Origin of the sequence: Halomonas sp. AOP27-A1-41, from assembly GCF_052378605.1 — a bacterium.
GTDB lineage: Bacteria > Pseudomonadota > Gammaproteobacteria > Pseudomonadales > Halomonadaceae > Vreelandella > Vreelandella citrativorans.
This window is the reverse complement of record NZ_JBQSXT010000001.1, coordinates 50,226-67,628: the sequence shown is the minus strand read 5'-3', so window position 1 is coordinate 67,628 and position 17,403 is coordinate 50,226. Positions and strand designations below refer to the sequence as shown.

The window sequence follows — 17,403 nt, the reverse complement described above, 5'->3', positions numbered from 1 at the left end:
TTTGCTCGTGTCTCGCAAGCGTTACCGCGCGCTACACAACCAGCAGGGTTGGTATTTTGTAGCGCGTGGTAAGCGAAGCGCACCCGCGGGAGCAGCGCGAAGCGGTGCCGGGGTTAGGCCTTGGGGCACATCCGGGGCGTCGTTCCGCCGCCATTCGCGGGTGCCTTTTGCTCGTTCCTCGCAAAGCGTTACCGCGCGCTACACAACCACCAGGTAGATATTTCGTAGCGCGTGGTAAGCGCAGCGCACCCGCGGGAGCAGCGCGAAGCGGTGCCGGGGTTGGGCATCGAGGCGCATCCGGGGCGTCGTTCCGCCGCCATTCGCGGGTGCCTTTTGCTCGTGCCTCGCAAGCGTTACCGCGCGCTACACAACCACCAGGTAAATATTTTGTAGCGCGTGGTAAGCGCAGCGCACCCGCGGGAGCAGCGCGGAGCGGTGCCGGGGTTGAGCGTTGGGGCGCATCCGGGGCGTCGTTCCGCCGCCTTTCGCGGGTGCCGTTTGCTCGTGCCTCGCAAGCGTTACCGCGCGCTACACGACCAGCAGGGTAGATATTTCGTAGCGCGTGGTAAGCGCAGCGCACCCGCGGGAGCAGCGCGAAGCGGTGCCGGGGTTGGTTTTCACCGTTCGCCGTTCGCCGTTCGCCGTTCGCCGTTCGCCGTTCGCCGTCATCAGTCTCGGTGATCTTTTACGATCATGATGATCATGCTGAGGATGAAGGCGAGGAAAATGGTGATGATGGCAAATACGGTGCTGTTGTATAGCCGCCTGGGTTCGGTTGGGTATTCGGGGTATAGCGGGCTTTGCAGTACGCTTACCTGCTTGAGCTGGCGTGCCGCTTCCAAGCGAGTGTTTTCCAACGCGGCTAAAGCACTAGAGTAAGTCTCTTGAGCAAACTGCGCTTGCAGTTCCAGTGTTTCGTACTCGGCAGAAACGCGGTTGAGTGCGCCACCTGCGGCCTGGGCCAAGCGCTCGCTCTGTTCGCTGATCTGATCTCTTAGTGCCGTAATATTGCGCTCTACCTGGCGTAGTTCAGAAGATTGCGAGCTTTGGAAGCTGGCCATAGCATCGCGTTGGGCTTGCAGGCGGGCCAAGTCCCCTTCCAGCGTGGCAACCACTTGGTTCAAGCTTTCAACGGTGGCGGTGGGAGATACCAGGCCATACTCGTTTTGAAAATCCAACAGCTCCGCACGGGTTTCGCGAAAACGATCCTCTAGCCTTACCATCTGCTGTTCCAGAAACAGCACTTGCTCCTCGGCCAAGCGGTGCCCCATCTGGTTCATGTGATCTTCGCCCGCTTTTAGAAGCAACTCTGTCATGTCGTACGCAAATTCTGGCGTAAATGCTTGTACGCTGATATTCAGTACGCCCGCGTATTCATCCAGCTCAACATCTACGCGGCGCAGGTAATACTTGTGCAGCTCTTCAATGGGCGCATCAGCGTTACGTAGTCGGGCAAAAAAATCACCGTGTTCACTGTAATGCTGACGAATATTCAGCGCTTCATTCAAGTTGCGCAGCATGTCTACCGAGAGCAAGTGCTCACGCAATAACAATAAATCGTGTGTATTACCGCTCCCGCCCCCTCCCATTATGGATGCAAAGCTGATTTCAGGCGCAGCTACCTGGGGGCTTTCCAGCACCACCGTTGCACTGGACACATAGCGAGACTGCGCCCAGACAAACCAATAAAAGGAAACCAGAAGGATAGCAACAAGCGCGGTCGCCCATTGAGGGTGTTGGGTAAAAAAACGGCGTACAGAGCGCTGCATGGATTATTTTGCCTTTAAACGGTCAACAAAACGTAGGTGCATTAATAGACCTACCGACATCAAAGTGAGGGTAAACAACCAAAAATAGAGCATGCTAGTACCGTGGACCACTTGGTATTTATCGAAAAAACCCAGCCGAAGTGTTTCTAATCCATGCGGGATAGGGTTTAGCATCAGGTACTCAAGCAGCCAATGCGGCAAACTATTGAGTGGCAAAATCACCCCGGAAACGATTAACAATGGTAGTGATAACATGCGTATCACTTTACCAACTTCAGGTACTAGTGAAGCGGCCACAGACGTTACCAACCCGGCCCCCAGCCCCAAACACCAAAGCGAGAGCCATGCGTACATCGCCCGTATAGCGTTATCAGGGTACATGTCCAGCCCTAGCATTAACCCGCCGCAGATAAATACCAGAAATACCAGGCTGCGTAGTGCACCTTCTAAAAAATTGCGTACGAGAACAGGATCAACGGGCTGCACTTGGCGATACGCAAATAGAGCACTATTGGCGTCGACAGCCCCCATGCCGCGCAGCATTCCTTCTCGTACCAAGCTAAAACCCAACAAGCCGGCAATCAGCCACGGAATAAACTCCGCGTTGATGACCAACCGGTCACCACGGATAAAGCTGCGCACGCCAACCATAATGCCGACAAACGCAACAGGCTCAAAAATCATCCAGAACCAGCCCATACGATCTGCCATGGTGCGTGAGATTGCCTCGCGCATGAACATGGCATACCACACGCTGCGGGTCACTTGCCAAGGCGTACGGGCACCCCGGGGTGTTGCTTGAGTATCAGCCATGGCGTGTTGCTGCCTTAAGGTACGTGTTGTTTGTCATGAATTTTTGCATGTGCGGGTGCGGCTTCGGGCGGCGGGCGCCGCCTTTCGCGGGTGCCTCGCTGCGCTCGTTACCGCGCGCTACAAGGGCACCCGAGAATCCTTCTACTTACTCCTCACCCCTCACTATTCACCACTCACTTCTCTAGAGATCAAGCGCGACGCGGGTGGTTACGGCGATCTGGAAGAGCATCTGGGTAAGCGTAGAGGCAAGCTGCAAGTTGTGTACCGGAGCCCTGGGCATGACGAGGATTTCATCACCAGGCCGCAACGGTGAGTTTTTGGCATGCTCTACGGCACCGTTTTGGCGTACCAATAGAATCTGATTTTCATTGGCCCGTTCAGTAAAGCCACCGGCGCCATTCACATAGTCGATCACGCTCATACCGGGGCGGTACACCACGGCTTGGGGCACCACGATTTCACCGCTGATCAGGACAGAGTCGCTGATTTCAGGAATGGTAATCACATCGCCATCCTGGAGGCGGATATCTGAAATTTTGCCGTCTTGCGCGACCACCAAACGGCCACTGGGCTCAAGATCCCGTGCGCGCTCGATAAAGCGCTCGATAAGCTCGGCTTCGCGAAGGCGAATTTGCGCTTCTTCGTCGGTGCGTGATGTCGCGCCTAAGTACGTGGTTTCCAGGCGACGCAAGCTATCTTCAAGCGCCTGCTCTTGCTGCTCGCGGACGCTTTCACGATGCAGGGAGACACTCTCGACAGCGGTTAAATTGGGAGGTACGGCAATGGCATCAAGCAGTTCACTTAGGCGAGCATTGCGCGGCAAGGCGTAAAGTGAAGGCCCGAAGTAGCTGCCTTCTATTTCGACCACGATGGTTTCACTGCGCTGGTCGGCGGTGAAAGTGACTTCATCGCCACTGCGAATAGTTTGGCCAGCAAACAGGGCGATAGGGAAATAGTGAGCGATAGGACCATCGGTACGATGACCACGCAGTAGCACGTTGGAGACACCGCTTTTCAACCGCGCCAGGTTTAAAAGCTCGGCGCCGCTAAGCGTGTTACTGGTTAGCTCGTAGCGCATCTCGCTGTGCACGTCTCCAGTAACCGCAATCGCCGGGCCGCGCTCTTCCACAACGATGGTGTCGCCATCCTGGAATTGCGGGCGTGCAATGGTGCCGTTAAGCAAAAAGTCGTAGAGGTCCACCGTTGCAACCAGGCGATCGTTGCGCATTACGCGCACTTGGCGATAGCTGCCCAGGTTTTGTTCGATCCCGCCTGCCTGGTCAAGAAAGTAGAGCAGCGAGTCATCGGGCGTACCGGCATAGCGCCCGGGGTTTTGCACATAACCTGTGACATAAACGGCGACGGGCTGGACGCCTTGCAGGTTGGTGTACACCTCTACATTATCTGGATAGACGGAGGTAATCGCTTGGCGAACGCTGTTGTCAACCTGCTGGCTACTTTGGCCTTCTACATTTAGGGGGCCAGAACCAGGAATAAAAATATTGCCTTGCGCATCAACCGGGAGCACGCGGTCTAGCTCAAAAGCACCCCAGGCACGCACGGTTACCTGGTCGCCCGGCTTGATTCGGTAATCGGCATTCAGTCCATCGCCCATGGCGCCGCGAAAGCCACCTGTGAAGAGGTTATATCCAAAGGGGGGCAGTGCATCCGGGTCGCGGGGCGGTGTGGCAATTGGCCCGTAGGTACCACTGCGCCAATCGGCTCGTGGCATGTCCTCCACTTGCCCTTGGCCCGATGATGACTGCGACTGACCACTTTGCTGGCCTGAGAGCTCATCAGGCAGGCTAAGAATTTGCGCATAGACAGGTGCACTAAACGCGGCGAAACAAGCTAGCGAAACGATGGTCAGCGCTTTCGATAAGTATGTGCGCTTACGTGCGACAAACAGATTCATTAAAGGCGCCCTTCTGCTGTTTGCGTTATGACTCGCTGATTTACCCAATTTTCTGAAACTTTACACACCAAGGCACGTCGTGCCTCACCGCCCATGGCAATAATTTGCAAGCGTCGACATTCGCGACCACTGGCAGCCATATAGGGTTCGTCGGCTACGATCTCAATATTGTCACCCCACGGGCTTGTGGCAGCACTCACGATACCGCCTGCCGGTGCCTGACTTAAAAAGCCATTAATATTTTCATCAAGGATAGGCTTGGCAGCATCACTGCTCAGCACATAGTGGGGCTGTTGAGAAGCGCTGCCGGAAGGATAATTCGTCGCGCATCCACTGACTGCAACGATACCTAGCGCGGCCAGCAGCATGCGAGCCGGTCGCGCTATTAAAAAAATAGAGGTATTTGGCATAGTAATTTCCAAAAAAAGGCACGCTACCGCCCAGGGATTGTAACGGGCGTATTCCCTTGCCCAACGCTGTGCGGATGTAGTTGATTTACATTTACTTCGAAATTTACCAAGAACATTGTAAGGGATTAGGCGGCCTGGCTCTACACCGTCAGCGTACATATAGCTGTTCATTTCTTTTAGCGTTATAACCTAGCGAATAAAATCAAAAAAAACCGACGCTTAACGTCGGCTTTCTGACAGTAGTTCTCCTATTACCCAATGATTACGATACTGCCTCCTGAGGAGTTCTTCGCTTTTGATTCGTATAAACTCCCCACAATACAGCCAGCAAAAATGCATACATCATCACCCCGCTGTTGTGGGTTAAAAACGCCTGAGATAACCCAAAGTCTATATACGTAACAGGTAGCAGCACACCGGCGGTAGCAACCGCCCTCGTTGCCAGGTTTTGTGCTTTTAGCTGCTTGGCAAATAAGCGCATTGGTACAAGAAAGAGCCCTAGCAGAACAATTAAACCTAACAACCCTCGTTTTGCAAATGCATCCATGAATTCATTATGAGCGTGACCATATTGCGTGACTCGCTCGTCAATAACGCCCTGCTCACCCAATTCTTGCATTGCCTTGATGTAGCCTTGCGTACCCCAACCGGTTAGCGGTTTTTCAGCTATTAAATGACTGGCTCCACGCCACATTTCAAACCGAGCGCCCAAGGAGTTAGCGCGGTTCTCGCCCGTTATATAATTGTTAAGATCAATAATGGTATAGGCTACTCGATCTTGCACCCCTGTTTGAGGTATTGAATAGACGCCCACACACGCCAGCAATACCGAGCCAATGATGGCCAGCTTTACCCAGGTAGCCAGATAATTCCCATAGGCACGATAGAGCACAAGCATGACAAACGGAAAACCAATCCAGCCCCCTCGGCTCCCGGAGAAGAGAGACCCCAGCACACCACCGAAGAATCCACCCAGTAGTAGGGCTACCCAAAATGCGCGGTATTGATCTCGACTATACGCCCACCCCAAGCCTGCCAGGCAAAGCACCCCTAACAGCATACTCAGGTTGCCAAACTGGATAACGTGCGTAAATCCCTGCGCTCTTTCAATACCTTCAACCAACTTCTGCCAACTGGCCCAACTGCCCGCTCCTATCCCGCCAATGGCAATACCCACCCACATAACGGATAGCCTGGGCGGGTAGCGCAACACCCACCACAGAGCGGGAACGGCCAGCACAAAACGTATCGGTTTATCTATTCCACTACTGCCCTGCCCATCCCATAGCGCTTCAATTATCTCAACTAGCGCATAGGCGCAAAGCGACGCAACAATCATCCAATCTTCTCGTGTCAGCGTTGGGAGACGCCACCGAACTAATAAATAAGTACCCGCAAGCACCAGGATCAAAGCGCCTAACGAGTAACCGCTAGGCACTATAAGGGCAATACTGGTAAGCAGAAAAACGGCGATATCGCTCAGGATGAGAGGAAAGGCAGGTGACGCATGGGGTACATGCGTATTCATGACAGGCTTCAAGACAGGCATCCTTCGTTAAGCGCTGCGACAAGTGGCAACAGAAAGAGCGAGAATGCTACCACAGCTAAAACCCGAACCAGAAAGAGGTTATCGCCTCTTACCTCGCCTGCCGTTCTACTGCACAGGCGTTGGCTTACAGATCTGCAACTTATTACGTCATTTCCATGGGCATTGATCGCGTCGTGCCGGGCTTCATTATCACTCTACTTAATGGCCGTGAACAATGGCGTACTGCTGCCAGCGCCATGTATCCGACAACATATCATTCAGTGTTTTTTCAGCGCGCCAGGCTAGCTCATGCTCGGCTTTGGATACGTTCGCCCAAAATGCCGCCAAGTCCCCTTCGCGGCGTGGCGCAAACTGATAAGGGATATCGACACCGGTGACTTCAATAAAGCTTTGCACCATATTTAATACCGAGGTCCCACATCCCGTGCCCAGATTGTAATAATGCATACCCGGGCTGTCCAGTACCCGCAGCGAGGCACGGTGACCGACGGCAAGATCTACCACATGCAGGTAATCACGCACACAGGTGCCATCCGAGGTTGGATAATCATTACCAAAAATCATTACCTTTGAAAGTACTCCAGCCGCTACCTGGCTGATAAAGGGCATCAGATTATTGGGCGTGCCTTGGGGAGATTCACCAATTAACCCTGTCGGATGCGCACCAATGGGGTTGAAATAACGTAGCACGACAATCGACCAATCAGGGTCACTCGCACCAAGGTCTTCCAGCACTTTTTCTACCATTCCTTTGGAGACACCATACGGGCTAGTAGCCACGCCCCTCGGCATACTTTCCAAATAAGGCACCTCGGCATCAGGACCATAGACAGTCGCCGATGAGCTAAAGATCAGCTTTTTTACATTGGCTTTTTGCATTGCCTGGCACAGACATATAGAGCCGTAAACATTGGTGTCATAATACGCCAGCGGCATGGTGACACTCTCGCCCACCGCTTTTAACCCTGCGCAATGGATCACCGCCTCAATTGGGCACATCTCAAAGATTGAAGCTAGTAAAGCAGCGTCTCGGATATCGCCTTCGTAAAATACAACCGGGCGCTGCGCAATGCTTTCTATACGCTCAATAACACTGCGATTGCTATTACAGAGGTTATCGACAATCGCTACCTCTACCCCCATCTCCAGCAGCTCTACTGCAATATGAGAACCGATATAACCTGCGCCGCCTGTTAATAAAATCATGACAACATCTCATTAATATGCATTTTTATGCTTAAACCCCTTAAAAACAGTCATAAAAATGATTTTAAGATCGAGCCAGATAGACCAGTTATCGACATACCATAAGTCGTACTCAACGCGTCTTTGCATTTTTTCCAGCGTATCGGTTTCGCCTCTTAACCCATTCACCTGAGCCCAACCTGTAATCCCTGGCTTTACCTTGTGCCGCCGCATATAGGACTCCACAAGCTCTTTGTAATACTCATTGTGAGCTAGTGCATGAGGACGTGGCCCCACTATCGACATCCTTCCTTGCAACACATTATAAAATTGCGGTAATTCATCTAATGAGGTTTTGCGCAGAAAGGCGCCTATCGGTGTAAGACGGCTATCTCCTTTGGTCGCTTGCGTCACGACGCCTTGCTTTTCTTTATGAATTTTCATAGAACGGAATTTATATACTTTAAAAACCTTACCACTTGAGCCTGTTCGGTACTGCTTAAACAAGACAGGCCCCGGTGATGTCATTTTAATGATGACGGCAATAACAGCACACACGGGCAAAATCATTAGTGTAATGAGCGTACCCAATACAATGTCTTCTGCGCGCTTAAAAAAACGTGCCATACCATTTATAGGCGACACACTCAGGTCGATGGCCAAGTGTCCGGCCATTTCGCTGGTGCGATGGTTCAGTAGGCGCATATCTTTAAAGTCAGGAATTAGCCGAATATCCTCGGTATGGTTTCTTAGCGCATAAAACAGGGCATGTACGGTCTCCCCCATTTCTAGCGGGGCACATATCCAGACTTCAGCAGCACCAGAGCGGCTAATCCTATCCGATATATTTCTTAGCTGATTATCTGTAGGGGGCGATACTGTATGAAAGCGCTCTACCCCTGCGATAGAGTGCCCCTCCCAGGCAGCAGTTCTCATTCCCTTGGCAACCTTAAGCACGTTTTGACCAGGGCCCACTAAGAATATCGGCCGCCGGGCCCCTCCACGAAGACGAATACTATGCAGGCCAAACTGCACAAGCACCCGGGCGATTGCGGCCAGCATAAAGGAACTCAGCAGCGTGAACCCCACCCATAATCGAGAGTAACGCTCCGATGCATCTGCAAAATATATAATTGATGTAACGACGATCCCCACGGCAAGCCATACAAATAGCAACTTACTGAGTAAATCTATTGTGGAAGATACGCGCCAACGTTTATAGCTGCCTGTGGAGCTATTAACCATGACGACTATTAGCGATATACATGTCAAAGCGAGAACATAACGTTCATGCAAAGCGATGGTGTCAAATCTCAGTAGATAGACCCCTACCCCACAAAGAAAAATAATCAATATATCCAGCGCTGGAAATATGACTTTTGGCGGGAAGCGCTCTGAAAAGACAACCCCCTTTTTTTGTCGATTGGCTTCGACACTCATTTATTTACCACCCTATTCAGATGCTTCTTAATATAATCTAAAGGAAAAACACGAACCTTCTTGCTGCCACTATCGCTCATAAAAATAAATGCTGCGATGTACACAAAAAGAAAATTAATGACATTAGTAGATTTAGTTGTATAGGATTCCGTTATATTTGAAAGCAAAAAAAGTGTCAAAATTGCGAAGCAAACTACCATTTCCTTGAATCCAAAACAATCGTTTCTTACAAGGCTTTTTATAATAAGATAAAATATAACGCCATACAGCACTACTCCCAACAGGCCACCTTGAATAATGATATCAACATAGCCGTTATGAGCATCTTCTGGGAAAAAATCGCCCATTCCTTGTATCGGACCAAGCAAATAAAAATTTTCTCTTGTCCAGAACCCATCCAACCCATAACCAAACCAAAAATGCACACCACTCAAATGAGTGAGCGCAAACTCCCAAATCGTTAGGCGCCCCGTCAAAGACAAAAACTTACCATAAACACTAATTCCATCTTGCCCTGAGAACAAACCAACCACTTCAGTATTCATAGCCACAAGCAATGTCGCTATTGAAATTTCCGCACCTAAAATCGCTAAAAACGTTTTCTTATAAACATAGTCACTTTTCAAGACATAATACGTTAAACCGAACGCAAATGTAATTAGAGCGACCAGTACTCCCGTGGCAAGGCCAGTGCGTGATCCTGCATTTAACGTAACTATCGCAGCAGATATCAAGGCAAAAACGGAATACAGTTGAACTGCTCTATCTTTGCTATAAAAAATCAGCAACATAGAAAACACTATCAGCAGTGCTCCAACTCTTCCCAACGCATTTTTTTGATCGTAAATTCCTTTCCAGTCCCCTTCAAACTTGCCAACCTCTAATCCAATATGAGGTAAAAATTCAGATACAGCAATATTGGCTATCAGTAATAAAAAAAGCGACACTACCACTGTTTCAAGAAACTCCAACAGCGTTAACTTATTAGCAGAGAAAGCTGCCACCCCAACAACCAAGCTAAAAGCGGCAACCTTGACTACCTCCTTTTCTGAACCTCCAAAAAAAACACCTACTAACAACATATAGAAAAACAAAAATGGAAAAAGAAACACCTTAGGACTTAATACAACTCCTCTAACGAAAACTATAACACCAAAAAACACCAATACAGCAAGCATCAAACTGTATTGCTGCCCAAACGTTAGTATTCTGTCATCAATATCTCCACCGCTTAAAAAAAACCAGCCTCCCAGAAACATTAATACAACATTAATCCCCTTCATTGCACCCTCACTCACTGAGTATTTGATTTTCTGGAAGCTGGTCTTTTAGTACTTTATTAACTATTTAAAAACTTTCTTTTGAGCCTTTCAACAAAACTCATTTTCCACCCTTTACCCCAATGATGTATTAAATAAGTATCTTTCTCTATATAGCTATACATAAGCTGCTTTCTATCGTGCACCTTGGCGTAGGGATTATAGGGATAAAAACACGGCCAGGGTAACAGCTTAATGTCTGATGCATCTTTTTTTACACAGATATTCGCCACTTCTGGCGCTATCAGAAAAGGCTTGTTTTCGCGATGACGACTTTCAATAAGCTCAATAGCATCCTGAAAAAAATGGTGGCCCGCTACACCTCCCAACACGGCGGTATTGAGCCGACCTTCATCTTCATAACCTAAAAAACAGTCATGCTTTAACAGAGGTTCCAAGCTGCGCACGGCTTCAATATCTACGTCGAGGTACACCCCTCCATGGTCACGCAACGCCACCATACGCATATAGTCTGAAAGAAACGCCCACTGTTTTTTTTCCAAGCAGAAAGCGATAAATGGATGACTTCGATCAATCGAATTTTCGTTCCACTCTATGATTTCAAAATCAGGCATAGCAAGGCGCCATGTTTCAACGCATTGTTTATACAACGCAGACATTTCACGCCCACCAAACCAACAAAAATGAATTTTCTTAGGTATCATAAATTACTCAATTTTATTGCCGAACTTGATCAAAAAATAAGGATAGTCGCTAAAGTAGCGCTTAGACAGGCGTCGCGGCTCTTTCAATAGGCGATAGAGCCAACGCAGATGAAATTTATTTATGAACTCAGGATAGTAATCATCGCCCCGCGCTTGCACTAGCTGGTCCAAATACCCACCACATGTAAAGCCCGTACCCTGCCACCCCTTTGCACGTGCACTCAACAATACTTTTTCCTGCTTTCCTGCTCCCATACCAACAATCAGAATATCAGCAGACACCGCCTTATCTATACAATTTTGATAGACATCCTCATTATCAAAATAACCTGGCTCGGCAAGCAGTATTCTTATCCCTGGATACTTGCTCTCAAGCAAATCTTTAGCTTGTTGAATATTTTCTTGCGTTCCTCCGATTAGGGCGATAGATAGATCGTTTTGACAGGCGTGGTGAAAGACAACCGGTGCCAAGGAGGTATCATCAAAACTGGTACGCTTAATGACCCTTTTTTTAAACAATCGGACATAGGCAACAATAGCAATACCATCGGCCAGAAAGTTTATCCTCTGGCACTCTTGATAGATCAGTGACTGACATACCACGCCAAGCGAATATGGGTTAATAAAACTATAATCTTCGCCTAACTGAAAGATGAATTCCTCTTCTAACTTTATCATCAAAGCTTTCCTATCTAAAATTAACGTTGCTGCCTGTTAGACGCCAATATACCTCGCCAATCCACAATTAGAAAACCAAACTCCTTAAACACAATATATACAGACATGAAGTTCTGAATAACTAAACATAAAAGCAGTGAGTATGCGGCGCCTTCTGCGCCAAATCGCGGTATTAAAACAACAGAAGCGAGACCTGCTATCAGCACCGAATAAATGAGAATATTTCTTGCTATTTTTTGATGATCTGTCATTAACAAAAACAAAACAACAGAGCCTGTCATTACGTTAATTAACTGAGCCACGACTAAAATGCGCAGCACATTACCTCCAGACTTATACTCTTCTCCAAAGAAAGACAGCACCCACTCGGGCCACACTAAAAAAAAGATAGAAGGAATAAGTGAAAAACAAAACATCTGCATAGCACTTTTTTGTGCCAAGAGACTTAGAGCTTGTATATTATTTTCATGATGCAAACCTGAAAACCGTGGCCCTAAAATACTATCGTACACCGTTAGAATAAACCCGATGACCATTGCCATTCTTAAGCCAAGACTAAATATCGCCACTTCACTTTCGGTCTCGAACAGACCAAGCACAATGCCTAATCCCCACTGAGTATAGAAAAATATAATACCCACTAACAAAAAGTCAGGCAGACTACTATAAAAACTCTTAGAAAATGTTAGTGTATCTGTAAAGACAAGGCTACTTTTCTTATAAACACCTACTACCAACCCAAGCGCCACTACCAAGTATATAGCCAACACAACCGCCAGCATTAATACCAAATGAATAACATTTAATGAAACACCTAGCAATATTGAACACGCTATAATCACGAGACTAAGCAAAATCGAAATACAGCCTATTTCAAATAAACAAGAAATATTGGCCTTACCCCACCCTTTTAAAATGAAATTACATAGATAAATAATGGTATACAAGGGCGCAATAGCTGCCGTTACCCTCAAGCTTGCCACCCCTAAACCGTGATCAGAGAAGAACCACTCGGATACAGCGGGTGCCAAAAACCACAGCAAAGCAGCCAATAGCACACTAAATACCAAATTTATAATAAAGGCTTGCTTATAAACCCAGTACACTTCATCCCTGCTTTTATTTGAAAGTGCCACACCCATAAATTTCAGTGTTGCCCTATCCGTCCCTATACTGGCAAACACCTGCAAACCAATCATAATAGAAAAACATATCATGAAAGCGCCAAAATCTTGAACGCTCACCTGTGTAGCAAGAACATAAGAGAGCAAAAAAGTGCCGCCTGCAGCAACCCCTCTGGCGGCAAATGTTGTTAATAACTGATTTTTAACTAAGCTCATATACACTCTTTAATGAATTTATTAGCAGGCATTAAACCATACCTTCTCTATATAATATTCTTGCGGGCGTCATATCACGGCCTTTTAGGCTATACACAGCACCCGGCACTTCCTGTCGCTAATAATAAGTAGGAATAATAAACTCTTTCTTACCCCTATGCACGCGATAGAAAACCTCTGCCTCAAAACCCTCACTCAACAACTGCCTTCAAGCTTAGGCTGCTTCGTACAAAGCCGAGCGTATAAACGACCCTAAAGAGCTAATATCTCCCTACGAAATTGATTGTTAGCTACAAAAAAACCGGCCTCACAAGAGGCCGGTTCTATTAGGTCTGCTAGGCAGATTACTCTTAAAGCAAGGTTGTTAAACCAGGCTTAGAAGAAGTAACGAACGCCTGTCAGCCAGTATGCATCATCAGTCAGGTTATCAAACTGCTGACGTGTGCTGTCGTTGCCAGCTTTGGCATCGTTATCGTTAACTTCCACGAACACGTCCATAGCGCTGGAAACTTTGTAGTAACCACCCAGAGACCATGCTTTGCTGCTGTCCTGACCGTCGCGGTTGATGTTGTAGAAATCACCCGTGAATGCCCAAGGACCAGTGGTATAGGTAGCACCTAGACCAACCGTGTTGTAGCCATTTTCGTCTTTCGGGCCCATGCTGTCTTTGTAGCTGTCGCCATTATTGTTTTGGCGATTTTCATAGCCCAGACGCGCAGAGAACTGGTCGGTGAACTGGTATTGACCGATCAGGCCATACATCATTTTACCGTTACCACCGCCGCGACGTACGTCTTCAACAAAACCCAGACCTACCGTAACAGGACCGTTCTCATAACGAACACCACCCTGAGGAGCAATAACGTTGCCCTTCTCAGAAGTCCGCTCTTGACCGTCAAATAGGGGAGCGTTTGGATCCTCAACATAACCACGCTCGCTGTAGTTTTTCAGCTGCAAGAAGGCAGTGAAACCTTCTAGGTCAGGCGTGTAGTAACCAATGGAGTCGCCACGCGACTGCTTAGCATGACCAGCGAATTGAAGGCCATTATTGATGTAAACATCGAACGGGCTGGAAACGAACTGCAGGTAGAAGCTGTCGAAGTTACCCGCTTGGAAGGTACCGTACTGCTGGCTCTGAATACCCAGGTAGCTCTGGCGAAGTTCGTCAAAACCGGTACCAGCGTCTTCCTTGCTGTTGGCTTTGAAGCGCCACTCAAGACGACCAAATGCAGTCATGTCGCTAGTGATCGCCTGGCTCATGCGCAGACCAAGACGCGAACCAACGTTTACAAAATCGCCGCTGCGGTTGATGCGCTGTGCTTGGGTATTACCATCTGCATCTTCATAGGTTTTATCGCTGTACTGAGAGCCGCCGCCTTCAATACCCAGACCGATACGGCCATAGATGTCCAGCTTGGTGCCGTCCTGGTCATATACGGTAGCTGCTTGAGCGGCAGCCGTGGCGCTCAGGGCACCGATGATAGCAGTCGCTAAAAGTGTCTTTTTCATGATATAGGTTCCTTAACTAGCTTACTGTTTCGATCGTAGCTGCCGGGCTTATATGGGCCTTCAGCAGTTGGCTTGCGGGCCGTGCTCGTTTTCTCATCCTCTGGTTTTTCCCAGTGGTATGTGGCACGTCCTCAAACAAACCTTGTTATAGTCCAATGCTCGCACGTCAAACTCTATACCGGGATTTCACTTAACGCAATAAAAAAAACAGTGTTTTTTTATGAAATAAGCAATTTCAAGGAACCCCACCAGCGTAATCAGGTCTCAGCGCGCTTTGAACCTTTGCTGCAGGTCTTTTAATTTATCTTCCATGCTCAACGGCTTCTCTTGTCTAACCTTATCCGCCTCTTCACCCTTGGCCTGGAGGGTTTGCGTCGCTATCGCCGGTGCTGATAGGTGGGCGCTCTTTTTTTCTAAAGGCTTTTTTTGTGGCGTGCGCTGTACACGCTCTGTTGTCTCTAATCCTTTTTGTTTCGCCTTACGTTTCTCCGCAGCGTGCAAAGCTGCCTCTTTATCTACCTTTCCGGCCAACTGGCCATCCAGGTCAATACGCTCCCCACCTTCCCGTACCGATTTTAAATAACGCGGTAAATTCACGTAATTAGCCAAGGCGCGGCGAATCAGCTTTCCTGACCAAGGCTCACGTGCTGCCAGGTCTTGATGAATGCCGACTTTTAAGGGCTTCGTGTGGCCTTTGAAAAAGGTATTCGGGTAACGCTGATACCACTCTTTTAGAAGGGCATGAGGCGACGGAGGCTGCGTTTCATGAGTAGCCAAGGCTTCAGCGGCATCGGCTTCGGGATTTGGTTCAACCGCAGGCTGAGCCAGCGCCACCTGTTCTGTGCCTTCATGCACGCCATCCGTGCTTGCTTGTTGACTCGGCGCACTGGGCTCGTCGAGCGTTTGTTGCAGCGTAACTGCTTGCGCTGCGAGCTGCTCTTTTAACTGCGCGTTCTCCCGCCGCTGGGCTTGCAACTCCCTTTGAGCCTGCTCAAGGCGCGACTCCAGGCTGTCTAATAACTGCATTACACTGGCGGCCATACCTTCTCCTTTGACCTTTTTTAGTCAGCAGTGCGCTCATAAACTACAAAATCGTACGCTGGCTTGCCTTCAGAAGGTGTCCCAGCCACACGCTGTACTTCCCGCCACTCGTCGGCAGCCAATTCGGGGAACGCAGCATCACCTTCCACTTCAACATCCACTTCTGTGATGTAAAGCCGCTGTGCGAATGGTAGCGCTTGGCGGTAGATCTCTCCTCCCCCCATCACCATAATTTCTTCAGCCGCATCAATCGTTGCCTGCTGGTCTGCCAGTGCCAAAGCGGCGGGCAAGTCGTGGCAGACTCGAACACCGTCGGGTGCGAACTCTTTATTATGTGTTACGACTATATTAAGCCGATTCGGCAGCGGCTTGCCAATGGAGGAATACGTTTTGCGCCCCATTACCAGCGGTTTTGCCTGAGTCATACGTTTGAAGAATTTAAGATCTTCCGGAAGATGCCAAGGCAGCTTACCATCCACACCAATAACACGGTTTTTGGACATTGCTACAATCATGGCAACAGGGACTAAAGGTTCAAATTCATTGCTGGTAAGGCTCATACCGCTACCTTGGCTTTTATATGGGGGTGGGCGTCATACGCTTCGATGTGGATATCATCAAAGGTAAATGCAAATAAATCCTTCACCTCAGGATTCAGCACCAACCGTGGCGGTACTTTCGGCTCACGCGTGAGCTGCTCTTCCGCTTGCTCAAAATGGTTGCTATAGAGATGTGCATCCCCCAGCGTATGAATAAACTCTCCCGGCTCAAGCCCCGTTACCTGCGCCACCATCGCCAGCAGTAGCGCGTAGCTTGCAATATTGAACGGTACGCCAAGAAAAATATCGGCACTGCGCTGGTAAAGTTGGCAGGAAAGGCGACCGTTTGCTACATAGAACTGAAACAGACAGTGGCAAGGCGGCAGTTTCATTTCATCAACCTGAGCAGGATTCCAGGCGGAGACTATCAACCGACGCGACTGTGGTGTGGTACGAATTTGCTTCAACACGTTGGCAATTTGGTCGACGTTGCCTCCTTTAGGGTCGGGCCAGCTGCGCCATTGATAGCCATAAACAGGGCCAAGATTGCCGTGTTCATCAGCCCACTCGTCCCAAATGCGTACACCGTTTTGTTGTAAATAGGCAATATTGGTATCGCCTTTCAGAAACCACAAGAGCTCATGGATAATAGAGCGCAAATGCAGCTTTTTCGTCGTTATCAGTGGAAAGCCGCGTGATAAATCAAACCGCATTTGATGACCAAACACCGAGCGTGTGCCCACCCCGGTACGGTCGTTGCGGTCAACGCCATGTTCCAACACAGTGCGCATTAGATCCAAATACGGCTGTTCAAGCGCAGGTTGGGCACCGGCATTCATCGTCATATTTGATGTAGGCGTGGTAACAGTCACAGAGTTTCCAAAATTGCAGGCTATATAGAAGCGTATTCTAGGCCGCTTGGCTGCGAGGGTCTAGCGCGAGGGATTAATGGCTGATGAAGCATTCGCAAGGCGTAAGGAACAACGCCCATTGGTACTCTCTGCATCTTGGCACCGCTGCGCGGTGCTCCCGCGGGTGCGCTGCGCTTACCACGCGCTACAAATTCATCTAACGCTTTGATTATTTAAATGTAGCGCGTGGTAACGCGTCGTGAGGAACGAACGGCAAGGCACCCGCGGGAGGCGGCGGAACGACGCCCATTGGTACCTCACTGCATCTTGGCACCTTTCTGCACTTGGCACCGCTACGCGGTACTCTCGCGGGTGCGCTG

At 49.0% G+C, this 17,403-nt stretch carries 15 protein-coding genes; all 15 read right to left on the bottom strand.

What is annotated here, in order from left to right; translation table 11 throughout:
* Nucleotides 1-668: 668 nt before the first annotated feature.
* The 15 genes from ACT3TC_RS00265 to ACT3TC_RS00195 all read right to left on the bottom strand — a co-directional run bounded on the left by ACT3TC_RS00265 (nucleotide 669) and on the right by ACT3TC_RS00195 (nucleotide 17,017).
* Entirely contained in the window at nucleotides 669-1,769 is a 1,101-nt protein-coding gene (locus ACT3TC_RS00265) for a chain-length determining protein (RefSeq protein WP_444638666.1), read from the bottom strand.
* Between the two features lie 3 nt (nucleotides 1,770-1,772).
* Nucleotides 1,773-2,582 (bottom strand): ABC transporter permease, encoded by an 810-nt coding sequence (locus tag ACT3TC_RS00260; RefSeq protein ID WP_444638665.1) that lies wholly within the window; start codon nucleotides 2,580-2,582, stop codon nucleotides 1,773-1,775.
* Between the two features lie 181 nt (nucleotides 2,583-2,763).
* The gene (locus tag ACT3TC_RS00255; RefSeq protein ID WP_444638664.1) at nucleotides 2,764-4,497 is read right to left on the bottom strand and encodes a polysaccharide biosynthesis/export family protein; all 1,734 of its coding nucleotides are present in this window, start codon (nucleotides 4,495-4,497) and stop codon (nucleotides 2,764-2,766) included.
* Nucleotides 4,497-4,907 carry a DVU3141 family protein gene (locus tag ACT3TC_RS00250; protein WP_444638662.1) on the bottom strand — a complete coding sequence of 137 codons (411 nt, stop codon included), beginning with the start codon at nucleotides 4,905-4,907 and terminating at the stop codon, nucleotides 4,497-4,499. The genes ACT3TC_RS00255 and ACT3TC_RS00250 overlap by 1 nt, the downstream gene beginning before the upstream one ends.
* 262 nt (nucleotides 4,908-5,169) lie before the next feature.
* Nucleotides 5,170-6,435, bottom strand: coding sequence for an O-antigen ligase family protein (locus tag ACT3TC_RS00245; RefSeq protein WP_444638661.1), 1,266 nt, complete (start codon nucleotides 6,433-6,435; stop codon nucleotides 5,170-5,172).
* Nucleotides 6,436-6,654: 219 nt separating this feature from the next.
* Entirely contained in the window at nucleotides 6,655-7,662 is a 1,008-nt protein-coding gene (gene galE / locus ACT3TC_RS00240) for a UDP-glucose 4-epimerase GalE (protein ID WP_444638660.1), read from the bottom strand.
* 12 nt (nucleotides 7,663-7,674) lie between these two features.
* Complete coding sequence (locus ACT3TC_RS00235; protein ID WP_444638659.1) at nucleotides 7,675-9,081, bottom strand: undecaprenyl-phosphate glucose phosphotransferase; 1,407 nt, start codon at nucleotides 9,079-9,081, stop codon at nucleotides 7,675-7,677.
* The gene (locus ACT3TC_RS00230) at nucleotides 9,078-10,364 is read right to left on the bottom strand and encodes an O-antigen ligase family protein (protein WP_444638658.1); all 1,287 of its coding nucleotides are present in this window, start codon (nucleotides 10,362-10,364) and stop codon (nucleotides 9,078-9,080) included. The genes ACT3TC_RS00235 and ACT3TC_RS00230 overlap by 4 nt, the downstream gene beginning before the upstream one ends.
* A gap of 56 nt (nucleotides 10,365-10,420) precedes the next feature.
* Nucleotides 10,421-11,065, bottom strand: a complete 645-nt coding sequence (locus ACT3TC_RS00225; RefSeq protein ID WP_444638657.1) for a glycosyltransferase family 32 protein — start codon at nucleotides 11,063-11,065, stop codon at nucleotides 10,421-10,423.
* Between the two features lie 3 nt (nucleotides 11,066-11,068).
* Nucleotides 11,069-11,743: a WecB/TagA/CpsF family glycosyltransferase gene (locus ACT3TC_RS00220; protein WP_444638656.1), complete on the bottom strand. Its 675-nt coding sequence runs from the start codon at nucleotides 11,741-11,743 to the stop codon at nucleotides 11,069-11,071.
* Between the two features lie 20 nt (nucleotides 11,744-11,763).
* Nucleotides 11,764-13,083 carry an oligosaccharide flippase family protein gene (locus ACT3TC_RS00215; protein WP_444638655.1) on the bottom strand — a complete coding sequence of 440 codons (1,320 nt, stop codon included), beginning with the start codon at nucleotides 13,081-13,083 and terminating at the stop codon, nucleotides 11,764-11,766.
* 375 nt (nucleotides 13,084-13,458) lie between these two features.
* Nucleotides 13,459-14,592, bottom strand: coding sequence for a porin (locus ACT3TC_RS00210; protein ID WP_444638653.1), 1,134 nt, complete (start codon nucleotides 14,590-14,592; stop codon nucleotides 13,459-13,461).
* 264 nt (nucleotides 14,593-14,856) lie between these two features.
* Complete coding sequence (locus ACT3TC_RS00205) at nucleotides 14,857-15,633, bottom strand: ProQ/FINO family protein (RefSeq protein WP_444638652.1); 777 nt, start codon at nucleotides 15,631-15,633, stop codon at nucleotides 14,857-14,859.
* Between the two features lie 20 nt (nucleotides 15,634-15,653).
* Nucleotides 15,654-16,193, bottom strand: coding sequence for a dihydrofolate reductase (locus ACT3TC_RS00200; RefSeq protein WP_444638650.1), 540 nt, complete (start codon nucleotides 16,191-16,193; stop codon nucleotides 15,654-15,656).
* Nucleotides 16,190-17,017: a thymidylate synthase gene (locus ACT3TC_RS00195; RefSeq protein WP_444638947.1), complete on the bottom strand. Its 828-nt coding sequence runs from the start codon at nucleotides 17,015-17,017 to the stop codon at nucleotides 16,190-16,192. The genes ACT3TC_RS00200 and ACT3TC_RS00195 overlap by 4 nt, the downstream gene beginning before the upstream one ends.
* Nucleotides 17,018-17,403: the final 386 nt, after the last annotated feature.

Coding starts and splice junctions, on each gene's coding strand:
- ACT3TC_RS00230 (WP_444638658.1), bottom strand. CDS start 10,364: ATGAAGGGGATTAATGTTGTATTAATGTTTCTGGGAGGCTGGTTTTTT.
- ACT3TC_RS00245 (WP_444638661.1), bottom strand. CDS start 6,435: ATGAATACGCATGTACCCCATGCGTCACCTGCCTTTCCTCTCATCCTG.
- ACT3TC_RS00260 (WP_444638665.1), bottom strand. CDS start 2,582: ATGGCTGATACTCAAGCAACACCCCGGGGTGCCCGTACGCCTTGGCAA.
- ACT3TC_RS00255 (WP_444638664.1), bottom strand. CDS start 4,497: ATGAATCTGTTTGTCGCACGTAAGCGCACATACTTATCGAAAGCGCTG.
- ACT3TC_RS00250 (WP_444638662.1), bottom strand. CDS start 4,907: ATGCCAAATACCTCTATTTTTTTAATAGCGCGACCGGCTCGCATGCTG.
- ACT3TC_RS00215 (WP_444638655.1), bottom strand. CDS start 13,083: ATGAGCTTAGTTAAAAATCAGTTATTAACAACATTTGCCGCCAGAGGG.
- ACT3TC_RS00265 (WP_444638666.1), bottom strand. CDS start 1,769: ATGCAGCGCTCTGTACGCCGTTTTTTTACCCAACACCCTCAATGGGCG.
- ACT3TC_RS00195 (WP_444638947.1), bottom strand. CDS start 17,017: ATGACGATGAATGCCGGTGCCCAACCTGCGCTTGAACAGCCGTATTTG.
- ACT3TC_RS00225 (WP_444638657.1), bottom strand. CDS start 11,065: ATGATACCTAAGAAAATTCATTTTTGTTGGTTTGGTGGGCGTGAAATG.
- ACT3TC_RS00205 (WP_444638652.1), bottom strand. CDS start 15,633: ATGGCCGCCAGTGTAATGCAGTTATTAGACAGCCTGGAGTCGCGCCTT.
- ACT3TC_RS00210 (WP_444638653.1), bottom strand. CDS start 14,592: ATGAAAAAGACACTTTTAGCGACTGCTATCATCGGTGCCCTGAGCGCC.
- ACT3TC_RS00220 (WP_444638656.1), bottom strand. CDS start 11,743: ATGATAAAGTTAGAAGAGGAATTCATCTTTCAGTTAGGCGAAGATTAT.
- ACT3TC_RS00200 (WP_444638650.1), bottom strand. CDS start 16,193: ATGAGCCTTACCAGCAATGAATTTGAACCTTTAGTCCCTGTTGCCATG.
- galE (WP_444638660.1), bottom strand. CDS start 7,662: ATGATTTTATTAACAGGCGGCGCAGGTTATATCGGTTCTCATATTGCA.
- ACT3TC_RS00235 (WP_444638659.1), bottom strand. CDS start 9,081: ATGAGTGTCGAAGCCAATCGACAAAAAAAGGGGGTTGTCTTTTCAGAG.